A 21,495-nucleotide genomic window follows, 5' to 3' on the forward strand; every position below is an offset into this window, starting at 1 on the left:
CACACGCCCGTCGTCACCCGGTCAGGTGCGTGCACGGCCGTGCAGCCCGGTCAGGCGCCGCCGCGTCCGTGCTGCCGCTCGCGCGCCCGGTCCTTGATCGCCTCGATCACCGAGGTCTTGGCGTCGGCGTAGGCGTTCATGTCGTCCCACTGCTGCGCCAGCAGGTCGCGCTTCGTCTGTTCGTACAGTGCCCGGTCCGCCGGGTCCGCACGCAGGTGGTCGCGGAGCAGCAGGTAGGCGTCCACCTGCGGGGCGCCCCGCTCGTACACGTGGACGTGCACGTCGCGCTCGGGCGTCCGGACCAGGCGGTGTCCGGGCTCCCGGACGCGCAGCCGGTAGCCGGCGGCGAGCAGCGGCACGAGGTAGGCGTGCTCGTCGGTGATGTCGGGCACGGCCACGACGAGGTCGACGATCGGCTTCGCCGCCAGCCCCGGCACCGACGTGGACCCGATGTGCTCGACCTCGACCGCCAGCGCCGACCCGATCGCCGTGCGGATCCGCCGCTCGTGCTCGCGGTAGGTCGCCGGCCAGGAGTCATCCGCGGGGTGCAGACCGACCGTGAGTGGCTCCGGACCCCCGACGATCTCGGTCGTCGTGACGTCGGGCCGGCTGGGGTGTGCAGGCGATTCCACGGGGCAATACTCGCGCACTGGTCGCGAGCAGGTGCCGGACCGGAGGCGCGGTGCGGCCGACACCGGGCCTGCCGTCCGGCACCGGGTCGCGTCCGGACCGCACGGACGCGACACCCCGTGGACGCGGGTCGCGGTCCGGACACCCGCCGTGTCAGGATGAGCCCGTGACGGCGATGCCGCTCCCGGAACGGCCGCCCACCTTCCGGAGGTACCGGGTGGAGACGGTCAGTGAGCACCGCGGCGCAGAGCTCGAGGCGACCTACGGGCTCGCCGACGGGGTGGACGGGTCCCTCGACCAGTTCCAGTACGCCGGCGCCGGCGACGCCGACCTGTCCATGCGCGGTGCCACGGTCGAGGGGACGCGGGTCGGGCGCATGCAACCACGTCGTGACCACATCGTCTTCTGGATCGGCGACGGCACCGCGACGATCACCCCGGAGGCGGCCGACACGCGGACCGCCACGCCCGGCCGTCCGATGCTGCTGTCCGGCAGCGTCGTCTACGACTTCTCGGCCGACACGCGCAAGGTCTCGATGCTGCACCTGTCCGAGGGGCTGCTGCGCCGAGCCCTGGCGGATCGGGGCATCCACCTGCGCGGTCCCCTCGTCTTCGACGAGGAGCCCGACGGGACGGACGCCCTCCGACGCCTGCAGGCAGAACTCCGCCGGTCGACGCCCGACCTGACCGCGGCGTCCGTGACCGGCACCGAGCGTGCGATCCTCAACGCCCGCGTCGCCGACGCCGTCGTCGGGACGTTCCCCGTCCGCGCCGCACCGAGCATGACCTCGTCGTCGGTCGCCCGCGCCGTCGACCTCATGCACCACGAGGCCCGGTCCCCCCTGACGCTCGACGACCTCGCCGAAGCGTCGGGGCTGAGCGTGCGCGGGCTGCAGAACGCCTTCGCACGTGACCTCGAGACCACCCCGACGAAGTACCTGCGCGACCTGCGTCTCGACGGTGCCCGTCGCGAGCTCGAGGACGGCGAGTCCGCGACCGTCGCGGACGTCGCCCGCGACTGGCAGTTCAACCACCTCGGCCGCTTCGCGAGCGCCTACGGGGACCGGTTCGGCGAGCGGCCGAGCGACACGCTGCGTCGCGGCCGGGACTGACCGAACTGGATCTTGCGCCGCCGGGCGGGCACCTCTAGCGTTGCTGCCAGCAGCCCCAGTCCCCGGCCGCCGGAACCACCTGCATCGCTGGCACGAACGTCTTGCTGACACGACCGTGTCGCTGGCACCACCGTGTCGCTACGACAGCAGCTGGGTCCGTTGACGAGCAGGGACGACGGCTCCCCCGGCAGCACCGCCGGCGGCGTCGCGTCACCCACCATGAGCCACCGGTCGGGCGCGACTTCTGATCCCGTGCCCGGCCGGTCTCGTCTGCCCGGCGGAGCGCGCGGGTCAGCGTCCTTCGGACTCGGACTCGGACTCGGACGCGGACTGCGGGTCGGGCGCGGTCGGCGACGGGATGACGATGACCTGGTTGACGACGTCTCGCGCGACGTCGGCGATCCGCGCCTGGTGCGATCGTGCGTACTTGCGCAGCACGTCGAACGCGGTGTCCAGGTCGAGCCGGTACGTGTGGGCCAGGAAGCCCTTGGCCTGCTCGATCGACACCCGGCTCTCGAGCGCCCGTCGCAGCTGTTCCTGCACCAGCACCGCCTGCTCGGTCGAGCGCTGCTGCAGGATGCTGATCGTGGCGACGTCGGTGAGCGCCCGCGCGGCAACGGCGTCGTTGCGGTTCAGCGTCCCCTCGGATTCGCGGAACAGGTTCATCGAACCGAGTGTGGTGTCACGGAGCCGGAGCGGGATCGAGTGCACGGACGCGTACCCGAGCTCGGCCGACAGCTCTGCGAAGCGCGGCCATCGACGGCGCATCGACCGTGCGTCCTCGACGATCACGGTCATGCCGCTCGTGAAGGCCTCGACACACGGGCCTTCACCGGCGTCCAGCTGCATGAGGCCGATGAACGTGCTGCGCTCGCTCGTCGAGGCGATGACCTCGAGTTCCTGCTCGTCGTTGACCAGCAGGATGCCCGCCGCAGACGCATCGAACAGGGCGGCAGCGTTGTCGACGAGTGTCTGCAGCAGCTCGACGGTGTCGTAGTCCGACACGAGGGTGTCGGTGAGCGTGACGAACGTGTCGACGAGGTGCTGCTCTCGGGTCCGCGCCATGGTGGGTTCCTTCCCGGTCATTCCGGTTCGCCGTGGTCGGTGAAGTCCACTCGCCCGGCCACCACGTCTGCAGCGAGTTCGAGGACCGACCGTCCGGCCGTGTGTGCGAACGCCCGCAGGAGCAGCAGGGAATCCGCGGCTCCGGCGCCGGTCTGTGCCGCGATCATGCCGGAAGCCTGGTGCACCTCACGCCGTGAGAACCGCCCGGAACCACTCCCAGTGTTCCACGTGCCCTCTTCGGCACGCTCAGTCCGCACCAGGGCCCGGTGCAGGACGTGTCGGGCGACGAGGCCGGTCATGATGACCGCGTCCTCGACGACCGAGGGCCGGAGGGACACGGATGCCCGCCCGTAGAGGTCGACCGCGCCGACCGGGATCGGGCCCACGTGCATGGGGAACGCGAACACCGCTCCGAGCTGGGTCGCTCGGAGCGCATGCAGTGCCAGCGGCCACCGGACGGTCTCGGCGTCCTGCAGGTCCGGCACCAGGACCGGTGCCCCGCGGTCCACTGCCTCCCAGCACGGGCCCTCGCCGAGATCGAGCTGGATCTCGTCCCAGCGCGCGGCGGAGTCGTCGCTGGCGCCGACCGTCTCGGAACCGAGTGGGTCACCGAGCGTGGAGATCGCGACGCTGTCGACGGGGAACGAGGCGAGGAAGGGCGCGCACAGGTCGTCCTGCTCCCCGGCGCGGTACAGCGCCGTCATGGCGGCGACGAAGCCCGTCCCGTCCGGCCGGCTCATCGCGGACCCGCGAACGACGGTTGTCCTGGCGGACGAATGCACATGGAGACCTCCTCGGGAGAGCACCGTGCAGAGGTCAGGGCACGTTCTCGAGCACGACGCTACACCAGCGGGCGACCGGCACGGGCGCCGCGCCGACGGGGCGCGACCTCGACGTCCCGGCCGCGCGGTCAGGGTGTCGGGGTGTCGGGCAACCCGAACGCGACTGCACGACAGGTACGAACGGACGGCGGTGTTGCTCGGCACGACCCTGGGTGACGTCCTCGACGAGTTCGCGATCCCGCCGCAGTAGTCCCGCGGGTGGGAACACGAAAGCCCCCCGGTTTCCCGGGGGGCTTCATCGTGGTGGGCGATACTGGGATCGAACCAGTGACCTCTTCCGTGTCAGGGAAGCGCGCTACCGCTGCGCCAATCGCCCAGAGAGAGACATCCATGGAGGTGGGGACGGGATTCGAACCCGCGTGGACGGCTTTGCAGGCCGCTGCCTAGCCTCTCGGCCACCCCACCATCGAGGATCACGTCTCCGTGAGTACCCGAACGGTGGGATACCCTCTGGTGAGAAACCGGCCCCCGAAGGAACCGGTACTCGAGCGGATGACGAGATTCGAACTCGCGACCCTCACCTTGGCAAGGTGATGCGCTACCACTGCGCCACATCCGCAGAACATGACCGAAGTCGTGCCCTTCATGTCGGCCCGCTCTCGCGGCGACGTCGTGAACTCTATACGAAGTCCGCCGTGTCCGCCAAAATCATCGCCGTTCACCGGGCGTGTCCCCCGAGTTCACGCGCTCCGCGGCTCACCCCGACCGCCCTCTCCCGAGATCGTCGGCTCGGCCCGCGGGACGTGCGAGCCTCCGGACAGCGTGCGAGGTCGAGCGCCTCGCACCGTGGACGGGACCTCGCACGCTGCTGCAGCGCGCCGGTCGACTCGGCACGGCACGGCACGGCACGCCACGCCACGCGCGAGCGCGACACGCGGTTCGGCAGCGCCCGCCACATCCGCTACTATCGATCCGCACGCAAGTGCAGGGGGCGATTGGCGCAGTTGGTAGCGCGCTTCGTTCACACCGAAGAGGTCATCAGTTCGAGTCTGGTATCGCCCACGTGCCCATCCAGGGCCTGAAGAACCACCCACCGCAGGAACACCTGCAGTGCACAAAGAGCCCGGCGCAATCGCGTCGGGCTCTTTGCATCCCCCGACCCACCCGATCAGCAAGGGCAGCATGACCGACGTCGACCTCGAGTACGCCCGCGTGCGCGCGGTGCTCGACCGGCCGACGCTCCGCCTGATGTCCCGCCCGACGAGCGCCGTCGTGCTCGCCGTCTTCCGCACGGTGTTCGACCGCGACGTGCAGTACGTCCCCGCCGACCGCATGCACCTGCAGGTCGAGGAGCACGTCGCCCGCCTGCAGGCACGAACGCACCAGCACCAGCAGCAGGACGAGCCCGACACCAGGCCGACCGGCCGCGCGCTCTGCCGCGAGTGGGTCGCGGCACAGTGGCTCGTCCGCTCGAACTCCCCTGACGGCGACGAGCAGTACTCCCTCACGAGCCACGCCCTCGAAGCGCTGAGCCTCGTGGACGCCCTGTCCTCGGACCGGGCGCTGATCAGCGAGAGCCGCCTGGCGATGATCGTCGACGCCGTGCACCGCTGGGCCGCCCGCGCCGAGCCGGACCCCGACGTGCAGATCCGCCGGCTCGACGCGCAGATCGCCGAGCTGCAGGCCGAGCGTGATCGACTCGCCAGCGGCGACGAGCCCACCGCGGTGGACGACGACCGGATGCGCGACGGCTACACGAACATCACCGACCTGATCCGCCAGCTCCCGAGCGACTTCAAGCGCGTCGAGGAAGCGGTGGCGACGATGCACCGCGAGATCGTGGAGGACTTCCGGAACGAGGTCCGTCCGATCGGCGAGATCCTCGACGACTACCTGGCGCGCACGGACACCCTGATGGAGGCCACGCCCGAGGGCCGCGCGTTCGAGGGCGCCTTCGAGCTGCTCCGCGACGACGCCCTGCTGCTGCGCCTGCGCGAGGACATCGCGACGATCCTCGACCACCCCTTCGCGGAGTCGCTCAGCACCGCCGAACGCCGCACGTTCCGCAACACGGTCGTGATCCTCCGGCAGGGCATCGAGGACGTCCTCGCGCAGCGCCGCCTGCTCACCGGCACGCTCCGCGACCAGATCGTCGCGCACGACGTTGTCCGTGACCGCGAGCTCGACGCCGTGCTCCGCAGCGTGAACCGCCGGATGGCCACCCTGATGGAGTCCGGCGGTGCGCGGGAGCGGATCCCGCTCGGCCTCCTCCCCCCGGTCGCCGAGGTCGGCACGCTCCGCGAACGCTTCTACGACCCGGACACCGAGGCGGTCCCGCCGCCCATCGAGGAACCCGACGACGACGTCTTCGACGAGATCGACGTCGAGTCGCTCCGGCGCCACGGCGGTCCCCTGCTCGTCGAGCTCCGCGAAGCACTCCGCTCCGCCGGTGCCGGCACGAGCGTCGGCGCCTTCCACGCACTGCCGCCAGAGCAGCGTCGCCCGGTCGAGCTCTTCGGTCTCGCGCACCTGCTCACCGGACACACCGACTTCGAGACCGCCGCCACCGCCGTGCCGCACCACACGGTGCGCCCGGACGGCACGGCAGTCACCTTCACCATGCCCACGGCGGACCTCACCGAGGACCGTCCGGCGGACGACGACAGCACCACCCTGGAGGCCCGGTGACCGACACGACGGCATCCCACGTCGACGACACGGACGCGTTCGACGGCATCGATCCCTTCGACGAGTCCGCCTCGGTCGCGCTCGACGAGACCGAGCGCGACGAATCGAGCTTCGCGCTGTTCGAGGGCGACGAGGGCCGCCTCGACGAGCTCCAGCGCCGCGCGCTCGTCGCGCTGCTCCGGCACCCCTACGTCAGCGCGCGGACACACCCCGACGAGTGGCGCGCGGTGCTCGACGCCGAGGGACAGCTGCGCTCACGCCTCAACGACCTGTTCCTCGAACTGCACGTCGACCGCGACCGTGAGGTCGCGTGGAAGCGCCAGGCACGCTCCGAGAGCCAGCGCCGCGGCTTCCCGACGCTGCTCCGCGACGTGCCGTACACGCGGGAGGAGACGATCGTCCTGGTCTGGCTCCGGATGCGACTCCGCGCCGACACCCGGCCGGGCCCCGACCAGGTCGTCGTCGACCGGTCGGAGATCCTCGGGCACGTGGCGGGCTTCCGACCGGCCACCGCGACCGACCGCACGCGCGACGAGGGCCGCGTCGCGAAGGCCATCGAGCGCCTGATCACCGCGCGGGTCCTGCTGAAGACGAGCGACCCGGACCGCTTCCGGGTGGCGAGCGTCGTCGAGGTCCTGCTCCCGCTGGAGCGGCTGCTGGAACTGGACACGTGGTTGGCGAGCACAACGTCGTCGAACGCGACCTCCGCACCGGTGGACGCGCCTGACGGAGCCGAGCCGAGCCTCCAGACCGATGACGACGACGAGGAGGAGTCCGCGTGACCGACCACCGGATCGACACCGCCGGCATGCCGGCGCTGTTCGACACCGTCGCGCAGTGGCGCGCCGAGTCCATGCAGGTCGTGAACTGGGGCGGCTTCCACGGCCACCGCCAGATCGAGCTGTCCGGCGCGGCGACGCTGATCTCCGGCGCGTCCGGCACGGGCAAGTCGACGCTGATGGACGCGTACCTCGCGGTGATGATGCCCTCCGACGTGCCGTTCAACGGCGCGTCGAACGACGCCACCACGGGGCGGGCGCGGAGCGCAGACCAGCGCAACCTGCTGACGTACCTGCGGGGCAAGATCGACACGCGGCGCGACCCGGAGTCCGGCAGCCTGCGCGACGTGAACCTGCGCGGCGACGACACCGCGACGTGGGGTGCCGTGGCAGTGACGTTCCTCAACGACGACGAGCGACGCTTCACGGTGCTCCGCGCGTACATCGTGCCGAAGCGCGCGCGCGGCGTCGGCGACATCCAGATGACCATGGCGACGGTCGACGACGACTTCGACCTGCGCCGGCTCGAGGCCTTCGTGCCGTCGCGGTTCAACCACCTCGAGCTGACCGGTCGGGTGCCGGGGCTCGTGGTCCGCGACACGTACCAGGAGCTGGCGTACACGCTGCAGACCCGGCTCGGGATCGGCGACTCCGGCGGGGGCAACCGGGCGATGCGGCTGCTCGCGCGGATCCAGGCCGGGCAGCACATGCCCACGGTCGACTCGCTCTACAAGTCGCTGGTGCTCGAGACCCCCGGCACCTACGAGGCCGCCGACCGCGCGCTCGCGCACTTCTCCGCGCTCGACGAGGCGTACGAGGCGATGGACACCGAGGAGCGGAAGGTACGGATCCTCGCCCCCATCACCGAGCTGCACCTGGAGATCGAGCGCTCCCGGGCCGCCGCGGCCGCCCTCGACGGCATCGCGACCGGGTCCGAGGTGTCGCCGTTCGCCCACTGGACAGCGACCCGCAAGCGCGCGCTGCTCGACGACGAGGTCGACCGCAACCGCCGGTCCCGCACCGCGGCCCGCGCCGAGGTCGAGGCGGCGTCCGCCCGTCACGCCGCCGTCGAGATCGAGCTGCGCGAGGCCGAGGCCCGCCTGCGCGACTCGGGCGGCAACGCACTCGCCCAGCTCGAGGACCGCATCGAGCGACGCACGCGCGAGCGAGCCGCCGTGGAGCGCACCCGGACGGCCTTCGACGACCGGACGGCCGCGCTCGGGACCTTCACGACGGAGTCCGCGTTCGTCGCCGGACAGCGCGCGTCACACGAGTTCCTCGGTACCCACGCCGCCTCGCGTGCCGCGCTCGACGACCGTCGCGACGCGCTCACCCGCGAGGAGTACCCGCTGCTCGACCGCGAGCGGTCCCTGCGCCAGGAGCGGCAGTCGCTCGAACACCGGCAGGGCGCGATGCCGCTGCCGATGCACGAGGCCCGGGTGGCGATGGCGCAGGCCGCCGGGATGGACCCCGCGTCGGTGCCCTTCGTCGCAGAGCTGCTCGACGTGCTGCCCGGCGAGGAGCGCTGGCGTACCGCGATCGAGTCCGTGCTCGCCCCCGTCGCCCGCACGCTCCTCGTCGATCAGGACCAGCTCGACACGTTCAGTGCCGCGATCGACGCGCTCCGCATCCCGGTCCGGGTGCAGTTCGAGGGCGTGCCGTCCGGACCGCACCTGGACGTCGTTGGCGACCGCGCGATGGTGTCCGGCAAGCTCGCCGTCAAGGACTCCCCCTTCAGCACCTGGGTCCGGTCGCGCATCGAGTCCGACCGCATCGACGCCCGCTGCGTGTCGTCGGCCTCCGAGCTCGGGGGCGGCGGTCGTCGGGTGACGGAGTCCGGACAGCTCCGCGACGGCCGTCGCGGCGCGCACGGCGACCGACGGCAGGCGAACGTCATCGGCTTCACGAACGAGGCCCGGGTCGTCGCGGTCGAGCAGGAGCTGGCGGCGATCGCCGAGGACCTCGCCACACTCGAGGCCCGTCGGACCGACGTCGCGCAGGACATCACCGCGCTCGACGAGCTCCGGGCCGCGCACCAGCACCTGGTCGACACCACGTGGGACGCGATCGACCTGACCGGCGCCGACGAGTCGCTGGCGCGCCTGTCGACCGAGCGGGACGCCCTGCTGGCCGCTGACGACGGCCTCCGAGCACTCCGGACGTCCGTCGCACGGCTCCGGACGGCCCTCGACGACGCTGCCGACCGCCGGGCTGCCGCGCGGCTGTCGGTGCAGCGGCTCGAGGAGCGCCACGCGGTGCTCGTCGACGGGCAGGACGCCGCGGCCGAGATCCTGTCGCGCTTCGAAGACAGTCCCGCGCTGCTGCCGGACGAACAGCAGGCCCAGCTGCTGGCCGAGACGTTCGACGAGGTCGGCGCACCCGACGGCGTCGACGGGTTCGACGACGCCACCCGTCGCCTCCGCCGGCGGCTCGAGGAGCGACTGTCGCAGGCCCTCGACGGCGCCGCGTCGGCGTCGAACGCGCTCACGATGACGTTCCAGCGGTACCAGGATGCATGGCCCGACCCGAACCTCGGCACCGGTGTCGCGTCGTACCCGGACTACCGCGCGATCCTCGACGACATCGTCGCGACCGGCCTGCACGCGCGGCGCAGCGAGTGGCGTCGACGGCTGTCCCAGTGGAGCGGGGAGGACCTCGTCCCGCTGGCCGGCGCCTTCGACCGTGCGGTCGTCGAGATCGAGGAACGGCTCGAACCGGTCAACGAGATCCTGCGCGACCTGCCGTTCGGCGCGAACCGCGACCGCCTGAAGATCGTCATCCGCCGGGTCACCCGCGAGGACGTCACGCAGTTCCGCCGCGAACTCCGTGCCCTGTCCGCGTCGGTCGACACCGAGCTCACCGACGACGTGCTCGAGACCCGGTTCCGCCGACTCCGACGCTTCATGGCCGTGATCCGGCACGACGGATCGATGCACCGCGGCGCCCGGACCTCGCAGCGCGACGCCGTGCTCGACGTCCGACGCCACATGGAGATCACGGCCGTGCGGTACGACACGACGGGCACCGACCTGGGCGTGTACTCGTCCCTCGGCGACAAGTCCGGCGGAGAGACGCAGGAGCTCGTGGCCTTCATCGTGGGCGCGGCGCTGCGGTACCAGCTCGGCGACGAGACCCGGCCCCGCCCTCGGTTCGCGCCGGTGTTCCTGGACGAGGCGTTCATCAAGGCGGACTCGGAGTTCGCCGGGCGTGCGGTGACGGCGTGGCTGCGGCTCGGGTTCCAGCTCGTCGTGAGTGCACCGCTCGACAAGGTCACGGCGCTCGAGCCGGCGATGGAGCGTCTGCTGTCGATGCGCAAGCACCCTGACACGGGCCACTCGTCGATCACCGAGATCCGGCGGGCGGAGCCGGCGGCGGAGGCTGCGGTGGCACCCGCCTGACGTCCGCCGGGCGCCGGGCGCCCGGTGCCCGAGATGCCACGACATGCCGCTCACTTCCGCCGAGGTCGCACAAGTGGCCTGTCCAGACGCCCGAGGTTCGCAATTTCTGCCATCTGAGGCCGTCGACGGGAGCGGACGACGGACGGGAGGCTCGCTGCGGGCCCGCACCGAGCCTCCCGTCCGTCCGCTGGTGGCGCCCGTCGAGAGGGCGAGACTCGCCGCTCACGTTCGTCCTGGTCGCGGGAGGTGCCGGTCGGCCGACCCGAGATGCGCGAATCGTGGAACCTCGGGCGGGTGGGCGGGCGGCCGCGCGGGTGAGCGCGCAGGGCGGGGCGACGTGTCGACGCGGTACGGTACGGGCGTGATGTGGAACCGGAAGCGCCGCCCGAACCCCGACGTCGACCGGTCCCGCGGTTCGCTCGGGATCGGGGCGCTCGTGCGCGTCGTCGACACCGAGCAGGGCGGCGAACGCTGGGTCGACTCGATCGGCGGCAGCGAGCTCATCGGCGTCATCGTGGCGCCGGGCGGGAACCAGATCGTCGGGTACCCCGGCGTCGGCGAGCCGCTGTCGTGGACCGTCGCGTTCGACGAGCCCGTGTACACGGAGGACGGCCGCGGCCCCTTCGAGCGCGCGACCGTCCTGAGTCGTCAACTGGTCCCGGTGGAACCGGAGCGGAACGAGGCCTAGTAGTCCTCGGACCCGCTCTTGGCCATGGCGCCGAGTGCCATGCACGTGCCGACGCCGCCCAGGACACCGACGCCGATGATGATCGCTCCGACGAGTTCGAGCATGGTGTGTCTCCTGTGGTCTCGGGGCCGACGTGGCTTCGTCCAGGCTACCGGAACGGCTACCGGATCCCGCGCATCAGGCGGAGCACCGGCTTGGCACCGATCAGCAGCAGGACGCCGACGACCACGGCGACCAGGCCGAGAACGGTGAAGTACGGCGCTTCGTTCGCGGGGTCGTAGTACCTCGACAGCACACCCGTCACCGCGGTGCCGAGCGACACCGACAGGAAGAACAGCGCGACCATCTGCGTCTGGAACTTCGGCGGCGCGAGCTTCGTCGCGACGGACTGCCCGATCGGCGAGAGCAGCAGCTCGGCGATCGTGAACACCAGCAGGATGCCGACGAGCACCAGGACCGGGGTGCCGTTCCGCCCGGTGCCGACGAACGGCAGGAACAGCAGGAACGCGATGCCCATGATGCCGGTGCCGAGCGCGAACTTCGTCGGCGTGGACGGCTGCCGGTCGCCGAGCTTGGTCCACAGCGCCGCGAAGACTCCGGACAGGATGATGATCATGATCGGGTTGATCGACTGCACCCACGAGACCGGCATCTCGAACGCGCCGATCGACCGGTCGAGCCGCTGGTCGGAGTAGATCGTGACGACGGTGAACTGCTGCTGGTACAGCGACCAGAACACCGCACTGGCGATGAACAGCGGGATGAAGGCCAGCACCCGGGAGCGCTCGTCGCGGGTGATCCCACTCGTCAGGATGACCACGAAGTAGCCGATCGTGGCCAGGATGACGATCGCGACGACGACGGTGGGCAGGTTGCCGACGTTGAGCAGACCGGTCAGCACCGCCGTCACGATGACGGCCAGGCCGATGACCACTCCGACCGCGACGACCGGCCAGCGCCGGCGGTCGAGCGGGTTCGACACGTGCCGCACGGCGTCGGGGAGGTTGCGCCGACGGATGCCGTACTGCACCAGGCCGGCGGCCATGCCCACCGCGGCCAGACCGAACCCGAAGTGGAACCCGAGGGAGCTCTGCAGCAGGCCGGTGAGGATGGGCCCGAAGAACGCGCCGATGTTGACGCCGAGGTAGTACAGCGAGAACCCGGCGTCGCGGCGGGGGTCCTCGCGGGAGTACAGGCTGCCGACGATCGTGGTGGCGGTCGCCTTGAGCCCGCCGGAGCCCAGCGCGATGAGCACCAGTCCGACGCCGACGCCGGCGACACCGGGGATCAGCGCCAGGGCGATGTGTCCGGCCATCACCACGATGGCGCTGCCGAACAGCGTGCGGTCCGCGCCAACCAGCCGGTCCGCGATCCACGCGCCGAGGATCGTGAACAGGTAGACGGCGCCGCCGTACGCACCCATGATCCCCGCGGCGACGGTCCGGTCGACACCGAGGCCGCCCTCCGTGACCGTGTAGTACATGTAGATGAGGACGATGCCCTGCATCCCGTAGAACGAGAACCGCTCCCACAGCTCGACCGCGAACGGGGTGGAGAGCTCGAACGGCTGGCCGAAGAAGGTCCGTTCGCGCTTCGTGGGCTGTGGTGCGTCGGTGGTGCGTGACATGCCATCCAGTGTGCCGGACTCCGGCCTTGTCGGGTTCCCACCACCGACGCGACCACCTCGGACCCGGGTTTGTCGCGACCGCACCGCTCGCATGCGGCTCCGGGCGGACGTGCATAGCGTTGGCAGGAGCAACACCGCTGTTCAGGAGGACACCCATGGTCGACACCGCTTCCAGCACCCGAGCCGGCACCGCCGCGCCGGGCGGCTCCGCACCGAACGCCGATGCCGCTGGCGACCCCGCGGGCGGGACCCCGACGGCGGGGACCGACACCGACGTCCGCATCGACGTGGACCTGCTCGCCGAGCACCTGCTGGGCCGCTGGGCCGAGGACCGTCGGATCTCGCGCAGGCTCGTGCTCGACCCGGCGCTGCACAAGGTCGAGGGACTGACGAACCACGAGCACCGCGTCCGGGCGTTCGACCAGCTCCGGATCCTGCAGCAGGCGGGTGCCATCCAGCGTCCGTACCCGCCGGAGTTCGGCGGCCAGGACAACCACGGCGGCAACCTGGCGGCGTTCGAGGAGATCACCACCGCCGACCCCTCCCTGCAGATCAAGGCCGGCGTGCAGTGGGGCCTGTTCGGCTCCGCCGTCCACCACCTGGGCACGGAGCGCAACCACCGCGAGTTCCTGCCCGGCATCATCGACTTCTCCGTCCCCGGCTGCTTCGCGATGACCGAGACCGGTCACGGGTCGGACGTCCAGAGCATCGCCACGAGCGCCACCTACGACCCGGCGACGCAGGAGTTCGTCGTGCACACCCCCTTCCGTGGCGCGTGGAAGGACTACATCGGCAACGCTGCCCTGCACGGCCGGGCCGCGGTCGTGTTCGCGAAGCTCGTCACCCGCGGGGTGGACCACGGCGTGCACGCGTTCTACGTCCCGCTGCGCGACGAGGACGGGGTGTTCCTGCCCGGTGTCGGCGGCGAGGACGACGGCGTCAAGGGTGGTCTGAACGGGATCGACAACGGCCGCCTGCACTTCGACCACGTCCGGGTCCCGCGCACCAACCTGCTCAACCGGTACGGCGACGTCGCCGAGGACGGCGCCTACTCCTCGCCGATCGACTCCCCCGGACGGCGGTTCTTCACCATGCTCGGCACGCTCGTGCAGGGCCGGGTGTCCCTCGACGGCGCGGCGGTCGTCGCGCAGAAGGTCGGGCTGCAGATCGCCCTGACCTACGCGATGCACCGCCGGCAGTTCCCGACCGACGGCGGCGACGAGGGCGTCCTGCTCGACTACGGCCGGCACCAGCGGCGCCTGATCCCCCGCCTGGCAACGGTGTTCGCGCAGTCGTTCGCACACGAGCAGCTGCTCCGCACCTTCGACGACGTGTTCAGCGGCCGGCTCGACACCCCGGAGCGCCGCGAGGACCTCGAGACCCAGGCGGCCGCCTTCAAGTCCATGTCGACCTGGTCCGCGCTCGACACCCTGCAGGAGTGCCGCGAAGCCTGCGGCGGCGCCGGGTTCCTCGCGGAGAACCGCCTGACCAGCCTGCGTGCCGACCTCGACGTCTACGTCACCTTCGAGGGCGACAACACCGTGCTGCTGCAGCTCGTCGGCAAGCGCCTGCTCACCGACTTCCGGAAGCGTGCGCCGCGGGACGCCGCGTCCACGGCGAAGTTCGTCGCGGCGCAGGTCGGGGCGAAGCTCGCCGACGCGTCGGGTGTCCGGCGTCTGGGGCAGACGGCGAAGGACCGCGGATCCCTCGCGGCGAGCGTCGCGGACCTGCGCGACCCTGCCGTGCAGCGGGCACTGCTCGCGGGCCGTGTCGACACCATGGTGACCGAGATCGGTGTGCGCATCGGCTCCGCCGGCAAGGACCGTGCCCGCGCCGCGAAGCTGCTGAACCGCTCGCAGCACGAGCTCATCGAGGCGGCGAAGGCGCACGCCGAGCTCATGCAGTGGGACGCCTTCACCGCGGCGGTCGACGAGGTCGCCCCGGGTGACACCCGCCGCGTGCTGGTCTGGCTGCGTGACCTGTTCGCACTCGGCCTGCTCGAGCAGCACCTCGAGTGGTACCTGGTGCACGGCCGGCTGTCGACGCAGCGAGCCCGTGCGGTGTCGGCCTACGCCGACCGGCTCATCGCCCGGTTGCGGCCCGTCGTGCCGCAGCTGCTCGACTCGTTCGGTTACGAGCCCGGGCACGTCCGCGCGCCGATCGCTCTGGGCGAGGAGCAGGCCCGTCAGGACGAGGCACACGCCTGGTTCGCGGCCGAGCGAGCGGCTGGTCGACTCCCCGAGCAGGAGAAGAAGCCCCGTCCGTAGGGACAGTCGCACCCCCGCACGCACATCGCGCCCCGGTCCCCCGGGGCGCGATGTGCGTCACGGGGCGCGATGCATCACTCGTCCGACGGCGACGAAGCAGTCGAAGCAGACGACGGCGACGGCGCAGCCCCGCCGAGCGCCGCCCGCAGGCGGGCCTCGGCGTCGTCCGGCGTCACACCGGCAGCGGCCTGCGCCGCCTCGACGTTCGCCTCGGTCACCGCGCGGACGACCTCTTCGCGCTGGATCTTCACACCGCGGGGTGCATCGATGCCGATGCGCACGCCGTCCCCCCGGGAGTCGAGCACCGTGATGACGATGTCGTCACCGATGAGGATCCGCTCGCCGACCTTCCGCGTGAGTACCAGCACCCGCTCAGCCTAACCACCGAGCGGGGCAGCGCGTCGCAGCGGCACGTCAGAGCACGTGCACGGGCAGCCCCAGCGTGTGCACGGTGTCCGGCGTCGCCGTCTCGGACGTGCCGATCGCCACGATGCCCGCGACTGCCACCGCGCTCGTCACGGACGACACCATCGCCACGCTGTCCTCGTGCTTGCGTCCCGCGTCCACCACGACCCACACCTGGTCCGGCACGAGACCCGCCAGTGCCGCTCGGTCGTCCCACCCCGCGAACCCGAGCAGGGCGTGTCCCTGGCGGACGCCCTCGGCTCGCGCGAGGATCCCGCCGCGGCGGTCCTGGGCGTCCGTCCCGTGCAGCCCGTGGCGCGCGGCGAAGGCGCCCGCGGCCGCGTCGACGTCCCGCATCCGCCCGACCAGCAGCACGAGGTCGCCGTCGGACGACAGCACGGCCGGCACCGGCGCCCGCACCGCGGCCGGCGCGGGGCGCGGCACGAGTGCGACGACGTCGGCGAGGGTGGACGAGCCTCCTGGCAGACCGGCGGTGCCGGACGGGAGGCCCGGTGCGGCACCCACGGGCGCGCCGGCGTCCGTCGCGTCGGGGCCGTCCAGGGCCTCGAGCGCGACCAGCGTCGGCGGCGGCGTCGGCGCGATCCCGTCCGCGACGAACCCGTCGAGCACCGACGCGAAGGCGTCGGCTCGGGCCGTCGACGTGCCGTCGGCGCCCGCGATGCGGGCCTCGGCCGCCTCGGCGTCGGCCAGGAGCGCCGCGATGCCGATGCGCTGCACCGGACCGTCGGCGATCGCGATCCGTGCGACGGGCGGGTCCGACGCCGCCGGGACCTCGACGGTCGCCTCGACGTGGGCCTTGCGGAACAGCCCGCCGATGCCGCCGCTCGTGACCCGCTCGGCGCTGACGATCCGCGCGCCCGGCCCGAACTCGGTGCGGACGGCGACGCGGAGGTCGTCGAGCGTGGCGGCGCTACGCTGCAATCGGGTCGGCGGCACGGACCACTCCCACGGTCTCGATGGTGGAGCCCGCGGCGGTGGCCTCCTGGTAGGAGAGCACCGGCAGGCCGTTCGACTGGGCCGACACCATGCGGTGGACGGCCGGGCGGAGCTGCGGGGCACAGACGAGCACGGCGGAGAGCCCCTGCTCCTCGACACTGTGGACCGCGTCGCGGACGGACCCGAGGACCTGCTCGATGCGGTGGGCGTCGAGCATGATCTGCGAGCCCTGTTCCGACGGCCGCAGGCCCTCGAGCATCGACTGCTCGAGCAGCGGGTCGATCATGATGACGCGGAGCACGCCGTCGTCCAGGTGGCGGGCCGGCAGCGCGGGACCGAGCGCGGCGCGAGCGGCCTCGACCAGGCCCTCAGGGTCGGTGGAGACCTTCGCCCGCAGGGTCAGCGCCTCGCAGATGCGGCCGAGGTCGTTGATCGGGACGCGCTCGACCAGGAGCCCCTGCAGGACACGCTGGAGCTCGGCCATCGAGAGCATCCCGGGCACGAGCTCCTCGACCGCGGCGGGGTTCACCTGCTTGACGCCCTCGGTCAGCACCTTGACGTCCTCGCGGGTGAGCAGCCGCGCGGCGTTGTCCCCGATGACGGCCTGCAGGTGCGTGACGAGCACGGACACACGGTCGATGACGGTCGCACCGGTCATCTCTGCGGCGTGGCGGAGCTCGGCGGGGACCCACTTGCCGGCGAGGCCGAACACGGGCTCGACCGTCGCGTCACCCGGGAGCCCCTCGAGCTGGTCGCCGAGCGCCAGCACGCTCCGTGCGGGCGCGGTGCCCCGGCCGGCCTCGACGCCGGCGATGCGGATGGCGTACGTCGACGGCGGCAGCTCGATGCTGTCGCGCGTGCGGACCGGCGGCACGACGACGCCCATGTCGACGGCGATCTTCCGGCGGAGCGCGCGGACCCGGCCGAGCAGGTCGTCGGAGGCACCGGAGACCATGTCGACCAGGTCGGGCGCGAGCAGGATCTCGAGGGCGTGGACCCGCATCTGCTCGACGAGGTCCTCGGGGGTGTCGCCGGTCGGTGCGACGGCCGCCAGGGCCCGCTGCTGTTCGGCCGCCTGCTCGGCGCGGGCCGCGTTCCGTCCGATCCGCCACCCCGTGAACAGCAGCGTGCCGCCGACGAGCAGGAAGGGCAGGATCGGCATGCCCGGGATGAAGCCCATCGCGATCGCGGCGACACCGGCGATGAGCAGCGCGTTCTTCGACTGGCCGAGCTGGGTGGCCGCGGACGACCCCATCTCGGACTCGGCACCGGAACGCGTCACGATCATGCCGGTCGAGACGGCCATGAGCAGGGCCGGGATCTGCGTGACGAGCCCGTCGCCGATCGTCAGGATGCCGTACTTCGACAGGGCGTCGGTGACGGAGAGCCCGTTCTGCAGCATCCCGATCGCGATGCCGCCGATGAGGTTGATGACGATGATCAGGATGCCGGCGATGGCGTCGCCCTTGACGAACTTCGACGCGCCGTCCATCGAGCCGTAGAAGTCCGCCTCGGCGGAGACCGACGCACGGCGCTCCTTCGCCTGTTCGTCGGTGATGAGTCCGGCGTTCAGGTCCGCGTCGATCGCCATCTGCTTGCCCGGCATCGCGTCGAGCGTGAAGCGCGCGCCGACCTCGGCGACGCGCTCGGCGCCCTTCGTGACGACGACGAACTGGATGACGATGAGGATGAGGAAGATGACCGCGCCGATGATGATCGACCCGGACACCGCGACGTGGCCGAACGCCTGGATGACGTCGCCGGCGAAGCCCTCGCCGAGCACCAGACGGGTGGACGCGACGTTGAGACCGAGGCGGAACAGCGTCGCGACGAGCAGCAGCGACGGGAACACCGAGAAGTCGAGGGGCTTCTTGACGAACAGCGTCGTCAGCAGGATCACCAGCGCCAGCAGGATGTTGCAGATGATCAGGAAGTCGAGCAGGAACGACGGCACCGGCAGGATCAGCAGCAGGATGATGCCGACGACGGCGACCGGGACGGCGAGCTTCGGCAGGTCCGTGCGGTTCATGCGGGGACTCCCTGGGTGGGTTCGGGCTGGTGTCGTGCGGGCCGGAGTCGGCGGGGCCGGAGGTCCCCGGTCAGGGTGGCCGGGTCGATGACCGTGGCGACCTCGGCCGGGGTGGTGGGTCGGGGCGGGGCGTGGGTGCCCGCGTGGGTGCCGGCGGCCTTGAGCGTCATGACGAACGACAGCACGCGGGCGACCGGCGTGTAGAGGTCGACGGGCACCTCGTGGCCGAGCTCGCACGCGGCGTGCAGTGCCCGGGTGAGCGGGACGTCGCGGACGATCGGCACGCGGGCCTCGAGCGCGCGCTCGCGGATGAGCACGGCGACGGGCCCGGCTCCCTTCGCGACGACGCGCGGCGCGGACTTGCCGGGTTCGTACTTGAGGGCCACCGCGTAGTGCGTCGGGTTGGTCATCACGACGTCCGCACCGGGGATCGCCTGGATCATCCGGTTCCGGCTCATCGCGAGCTGTCGGGAACGCCGCTGCCCCTTGACGAACGGGTCGCCGTCAGACTGCTTGTTCTCGTCCTTGACCTCGCGCTTGGTCATCATCGTGCGCTTGCGGTTCCGGCGGATGACGACGAACACGTCGAGCGCCGCGAGCACCAGACCGGCGGCGATCGCGGCGCGCAGCAGGGTGCCGGCGCCCTCGCCCGCGGCGGCGAGGACGGCCGTCAGCGGCAGGGACCCGCTGGTCATGAGCACGGGGACGAGTCCCTGCACGGCGAACCAGAGCACGAGACCGACGACCGCGGTCTTCACGAGGGCCTTCACGCCGTTCCAGAGCGCCTGCATGCCGAACACGCGCTTGACGCCCTGCACGGGGTCGAAGTGCTCGGGCGTCGGGGCGAGCGAGCGCATGTGCACACCGCCCTGCGCCACCGCTGCGGCCGTGACCGCGACGAGGACGACCAGCAGCATCGGGCCGATCGTGGCGCCGATGGACCCCATCGCGTCGTCGAACACCCCGCGCATCGTGCCGATCGTGGGGTCGGCGATGACGACCCGGACGGCGTCGAGCTGCGCCTGCCCGGCGGCAGCCGCACGGCCGATCGTCGCGGGCACCACGAGGGCCGCGGCGGCGATGCCGATCCACGCGCCGAGGTCCTGGGAGCGGCCGAGCTGGCCCTTCCTGTGGACCTCGCGCATCCGCTTGTCGGTGGCCTTCTCGGACTTCTCACCGCTGTCGGACATGCTCACCCCCTCCCCGAGATCGCCTGCACGGCGTCCCCGGTCAGGCTCGACACGACCGCGGGCAGCGCCATGAAGAGCGCGCCGGCGAAGATGACGGACAGCCCGATCTTGATCGGGAAGCCCATCTGGAAGGCGTTGAGCGCGGGGGCGACGCGCGTCAGCAGCCCGAGTCCGACGTCGGCGAGGAACAGCACGACGACCAGCGGTCCGGCGATCTGCAGCGTGGCCAGGAACATCTGCGACAGCGCGGCGACGAGCAGCCCGGCGACGCCGCCGAGGGCGAAGGACCCGACGTGCCCGGTGCCGTCGACGAGCGGGACGGCGTCGAACGAGCGGACGAGCCCGCCGACGATGAGCTGGTACCCGCCGGAGGCGAACAGCAGCGCGAGCGAGGCCATCTGGAACAGGCGCGTGAACTGCGCGCCGTTGACCTGGGACTGCGGGTCGTAGGCCTGGGCGAGCGTGAATCCGCCGAACAGGTCGATGAGCGCGCCGGCGGACTGCACCGCGGCGAACACCAGGTACACCAGGAAGCCGAGCACCAGGCCGACGGCGAGCTGGGTGACGAGCGCGACCAGGAAGGGGCCGGTGTCGAGCGAGACGTACCCGGCGGTGACCCGCGGTGCGACGCCGACGGCCAGGCCGAGCGCGAGGATGAGCTTCACCGTCGCCGGGAACGCCTTGTACGAGAACGGCGGGGCGATCAGGAAGAACGCGATCATGCGCACCCCGGCGAGCATGGTGCCCTCGAGCGCGTTGAAGTCGATGGCCAGTTCCATCAGCCCACCCCGAGCAGCTTCGGGATCTGGTCGAACGCGAAGTGCGTGAACCCGATCATCTCCGAGATCATCCAGTTGCCGCAGACGACCAGGGCGACGGCGACCGCCAGGGCCTTCGGCACGAACGACAGCGTCACCTCCTGGATCTGGGTGACCGACTGGAACAGCGAGATCGCGAAGCCGACGACGAGCGACGTGACGAGGACCGGGGCGGCGAGCTTGCCGGCGACGATGAGGGCCTGGAGCACCAGGTCGATGACCGCTTGCTGGTCCATCAGTGCACCACCTGGTAGCTCTCGATGAGCGACTTGATGATGAGTCCCCACCCGTCGACGAGCACGAACAGCAGGATCTTGAAGGGCAGCGAGATCATCACCGGCGGGAGCATCATCATGCCCATCGACATGAGCGCCGCCGACACGACCAGGTCGATGACCAGGAACGGGATGAAGATGACGAACCCGATGATGAACGCGCTGCGGAGCTCGGAGATGATGAAGGCCGGGATCACGGTCGTCATCGGCACGGCGTCCAGGTCCTTCGGGTTCGCCAGGCCGGCGGCGCGGGTGATGAGCGCCACGTCCTCCTCGCGCGTCTGGTGCAGCATGAAGGTCCGGAGCGGCTTGGTGCCGATGTCGACGGCCTGCTGGAAGTCGAGGTGCCCGGCCAGGTAGGGCTGCAGGGCGTCGTCGTTGATGTGCCCGATCACCGGAGCCATGACGAACAGCGACAGGAAGAGCGCCAGGCCCGCGATCACCTGGTTGGGCGGGATCGACTGCAGGCCGAGGGCGTTCCGGGTCATCGCCAGGACGACGAAGATCTTCGTGAACGACGTCATCATGAGCATGAGCGCCGGGGCGATGCTCAGCAGCGTGATGCCGATCAGCGTGACGACCGCCGACGAGGGCGTGCCGTCCGGGCCGTTCACGTTGACCGAGAAGCCGCCGGTCGACGGTGCGGCCGGTGCGGAGGGGGTCGCGGGGGCGGTCGGCTGGACGACCCCGGCGGCGTGCGCCCCGGTCGCCGTGAGCATGAGGAAGCCGGCGACCATGGCCACCCCGAGGATCGCGAGGAGCAGGACGCGGGCGCGCGCGGCGGTC

17 protein-coding genes and 4 tRNA genes are annotated in these 21,495 nt (G+C 71.5%); 7 read left to right on the forward strand and 14 right to left on the reverse strand.

Going from position 1 to position 21,495, the window contains the following annotated elements; translation table 11 throughout:
• Positions 1-50: 50 nt before the first annotated feature.
• Positions 51-632, reverse strand: a complete 582-nt coding sequence (locus tag ASG04_RS12340) for a GrpB family protein (RefSeq protein WP_056124738.1) — start codon at positions 630-632, stop codon at positions 51-53.
• Positions 633-847: 215 nt separating this feature from the next.
• On the opposite strand from ASG04_RS12340, the gene ASG04_RS12345 reads away from it, so the two are divergent.
• Entirely contained in the window at positions 848-1,741 is an 894-nt protein-coding gene (locus tag ASG04_RS12345; protein WP_146245181.1) for a helix-turn-helix transcriptional regulator, read from the forward strand.
• Between the two features lie 291 nt (positions 1,742-2,032).
• Here the strand turns inward: ASG04_RS12345 and ASG04_RS12350 are convergent, their stop codons facing one another.
• From ASG04_RS12350 to ASG04_RS12370, 5 genes are all read right to left on the reverse strand, one after another.
• Positions 2,033-2,806: a GAF and ANTAR domain-containing protein gene (locus ASG04_RS12350; RefSeq protein WP_082518195.1), complete on the reverse strand. Its 774-nt coding sequence runs from the start codon at positions 2,804-2,806 to the stop codon at positions 2,033-2,035.
• A 17-nt stretch (positions 2,807-2,823) separates the two neighbouring features.
• On the reverse strand, positions 2,824-3,546 hold the full coding sequence (locus ASG04_RS12355) for a GAF and ANTAR domain-containing protein (protein ID WP_082518099.1): 723 nt from the start codon (positions 3,544-3,546) through the stop codon (positions 2,824-2,826).
• Between the two features lie 343 nt (positions 3,547-3,889).
• Positions 3,890-3,964: transfer RNA gene (locus tag ASG04_RS12360), tRNA-Val, on the reverse strand.
• A 15-nt stretch (positions 3,965-3,979) separates the two neighbouring features.
• Positions 3,980-4,053, reverse strand: a tRNA-Cys gene (locus ASG04_RS12365).
• Between the two features lie 82 nt (positions 4,054-4,135).
• A tRNA-Gly gene (locus tag ASG04_RS12370) sits at positions 4,136-4,207 on the reverse strand.
• Positions 4,208-4,577: 370 nt separating this feature from the next.
• On the opposite strand from ASG04_RS12370, the gene ASG04_RS12375 reads away from it, so the two are divergent.
• The 5 genes from ASG04_RS12375 (at position 4,578) to ASG04_RS12395 (ending at position 11,141) form a co-directional block, all read left to right on the forward strand.
• Positions 4,578-4,650: transfer RNA gene (locus ASG04_RS12375), tRNA-Val, on the forward strand.
• 120 nt (positions 4,651-4,770) lie between these two features.
• Positions 4,771-6,276 (forward strand): DUF3375 domain-containing protein, encoded by a 1,506-nt coding sequence (locus tag ASG04_RS12380; protein WP_056124743.1) that lies wholly within the window; start codon positions 4,771-4,773, stop codon positions 6,274-6,276.
• Complete coding sequence (locus tag ASG04_RS12385; RefSeq protein ID WP_056124746.1) at positions 6,273-7,058, forward strand: DUF4194 domain-containing protein; 786 nt, start codon at positions 6,273-6,275, stop codon at positions 7,056-7,058. Before ASG04_RS12380 ends, ASG04_RS12385 begins: the two co-directional genes overlap by 4 nt.
• Positions 7,055-10,453 carry an ATP-binding protein gene (locus ASG04_RS12390; protein ID WP_056124749.1) on the forward strand — a complete coding sequence of 1,133 codons (3,399 nt, stop codon included), beginning with the start codon at positions 7,055-7,057 and terminating at the stop codon, positions 10,451-10,453. Before ASG04_RS12385 ends, ASG04_RS12390 begins: the two co-directional genes overlap by 4 nt.
• A 361-nt stretch (positions 10,454-10,814) precedes the next feature.
• Complete coding sequence (locus ASG04_RS12395; RefSeq protein WP_156463651.1) at positions 10,815-11,141, forward strand: hypothetical protein; 327 nt, start codon at positions 10,815-10,817, stop codon at positions 11,139-11,141.
• A gap of 160 nt (positions 11,142-11,301) precedes the next feature.
• Here ASG04_RS12395 and ASG04_RS12400 read toward each other — a convergent pair whose 3' ends face one another.
• The gene (locus ASG04_RS12400) at positions 11,302-12,768 is read right to left on the reverse strand and encodes a peptide MFS transporter (protein WP_056124755.1); all 1,467 of its coding nucleotides are present in this window, start codon (positions 12,766-12,768) and stop codon (positions 11,302-11,304) included.
• A gap of 155 nt (positions 12,769-12,923) precedes the next feature.
• On the opposite strand from ASG04_RS12400, the gene ASG04_RS12405 reads away from it, so the two are divergent.
• The gene (locus ASG04_RS12405) at positions 12,924-15,035 is read left to right on the forward strand and encodes an acyl-CoA dehydrogenase (RefSeq protein ID WP_056124758.1); all 2,112 of its coding nucleotides are present in this window, start codon (positions 12,924-12,926) and stop codon (positions 15,033-15,035) included.
• 74 nt (positions 15,036-15,109) lie between these two features.
• Here the strand turns inward: ASG04_RS12405 and csrA are convergent, their stop codons facing one another.
• The 7 genes from csrA to fliP form a co-directional block, all read right to left on the reverse strand.
• Positions 15,110-15,403 (reverse strand): carbon storage regulator CsrA, encoded by a 294-nt coding sequence (gene csrA, locus ASG04_RS12410; protein ID WP_056124761.1) that lies wholly within the window; start codon positions 15,401-15,403, stop codon positions 15,110-15,112.
• 46 nt (positions 15,404-15,449) lie between these two features.
• The gene (locus ASG04_RS12415) at positions 15,450-16,397 is read right to left on the reverse strand and encodes a hypothetical protein (protein ID WP_156463652.1); all 948 of its coding nucleotides are present in this window, start codon (positions 16,395-16,397) and stop codon (positions 15,450-15,452) included.
• Complete coding sequence (locus ASG04_RS12420) at positions 16,372-18,426, reverse strand: flagellar biosynthesis protein FlhA (RefSeq protein ID WP_056124765.1); 2,055 nt, start codon at positions 18,424-18,426, stop codon at positions 16,372-16,374. The genes ASG04_RS12415 and ASG04_RS12420 overlap by 26 nt, the downstream gene beginning before the upstream one ends.
• Positions 18,423-19,616, reverse strand: coding sequence for a flagellar biosynthesis protein FlhB (locus ASG04_RS12425; RefSeq protein WP_056124769.1), 1,194 nt, complete (start codon positions 19,614-19,616; stop codon positions 18,423-18,425). Before ASG04_RS12425 ends, ASG04_RS12420 begins: the two co-directional genes overlap by 4 nt.
• A 2-nt stretch (positions 19,617-19,618) precedes the next feature.
• A complete protein-coding gene (locus tag ASG04_RS12430; RefSeq protein ID WP_056124771.1) occupies positions 19,619-20,395 on the reverse strand; it encodes a flagellar biosynthetic protein FliR in 777 nt (258 codons plus the stop codon).
• The gene (gene fliQ, locus ASG04_RS12435; RefSeq protein ID WP_056124776.1) at positions 20,395-20,670 is read right to left on the reverse strand and encodes a flagellar biosynthesis protein FliQ; all 276 of its coding nucleotides are present in this window, start codon (positions 20,668-20,670) and stop codon (positions 20,395-20,397) included. Before fliQ ends, ASG04_RS12430 begins: the two co-directional genes overlap by 1 nt.
• The coding region (gene fliP, locus ASG04_RS17625) for a flagellar type III secretion system pore protein FliP (RefSeq protein WP_162241719.1) at positions 20,670-21,495 on the reverse strand (826 nt) is incomplete at its 5' end. The genes fliP and fliQ, both read right to left, overlap by 1 nt.

The organism is Curtobacterium sp. Leaf183 (assembly GCF_001424385.1).
GTDB lineage: Bacteria > Actinomycetota > Actinomycetes > Actinomycetales > Microbacteriaceae > Curtobacterium.

Excerpts from the sequence above, each read along its gene's own strand:
- ASG04_RS12425 (WP_056124769.1), bottom strand. The coding sequence starts at position 19,616 with ATGTCCGACAGCGGTGAGAAGTCCGAGAAGGCCACCGACAAGCGGATG.
- ASG04_RS12430 (WP_056124771.1), bottom strand. The coding sequence starts at position 20,395 with ATGGAACTGGCCATCGACTTCAACGCGCTCGAGGGCACCATGCTCGCC.
- ASG04_RS12350 (WP_082518195.1), bottom strand. The coding sequence starts at position 2,806 with ATGGCGCGGACCCGAGAGCAGCACCTCGTCGACACGTTCGTCACGCTC.
- fliQ (WP_056124776.1), bottom strand. The coding sequence starts at position 20,670 with ATGGACCAGCAAGCGGTCATCGACCTGGTGCTCCAGGCCCTCATCGTC.
- ASG04_RS12400 (WP_056124755.1), bottom strand. The coding sequence starts at position 12,768 with ATGTCACGCACCACCGACGCACCACAGCCCACGAAGCGCGAACGGACC.
- ASG04_RS12380 (WP_056124743.1), top strand. The coding sequence starts at position 4,771 with ATGACCGACGTCGACCTCGAGTACGCCCGCGTGCGCGCGGTGCTCGAC.
- ASG04_RS12420 (WP_056124765.1), bottom strand. The coding sequence starts at position 18,426 with ATGAACCGCACGGACCTGCCGAAGCTCGCCGTCCCGGTCGCCGTCGTC.
- ASG04_RS12405 (WP_056124758.1), top strand. The coding sequence starts at position 12,924 with ATGGTCGACACCGCTTCCAGCACCCGAGCCGGCACCGCCGCGCCGGGC.
- ASG04_RS12355 (WP_082518099.1), bottom strand. The coding sequence starts at position 3,546 with ATGAGCCGGCCGGACGGGACGGGCTTCGTCGCCGCCATGACGGCGCTG.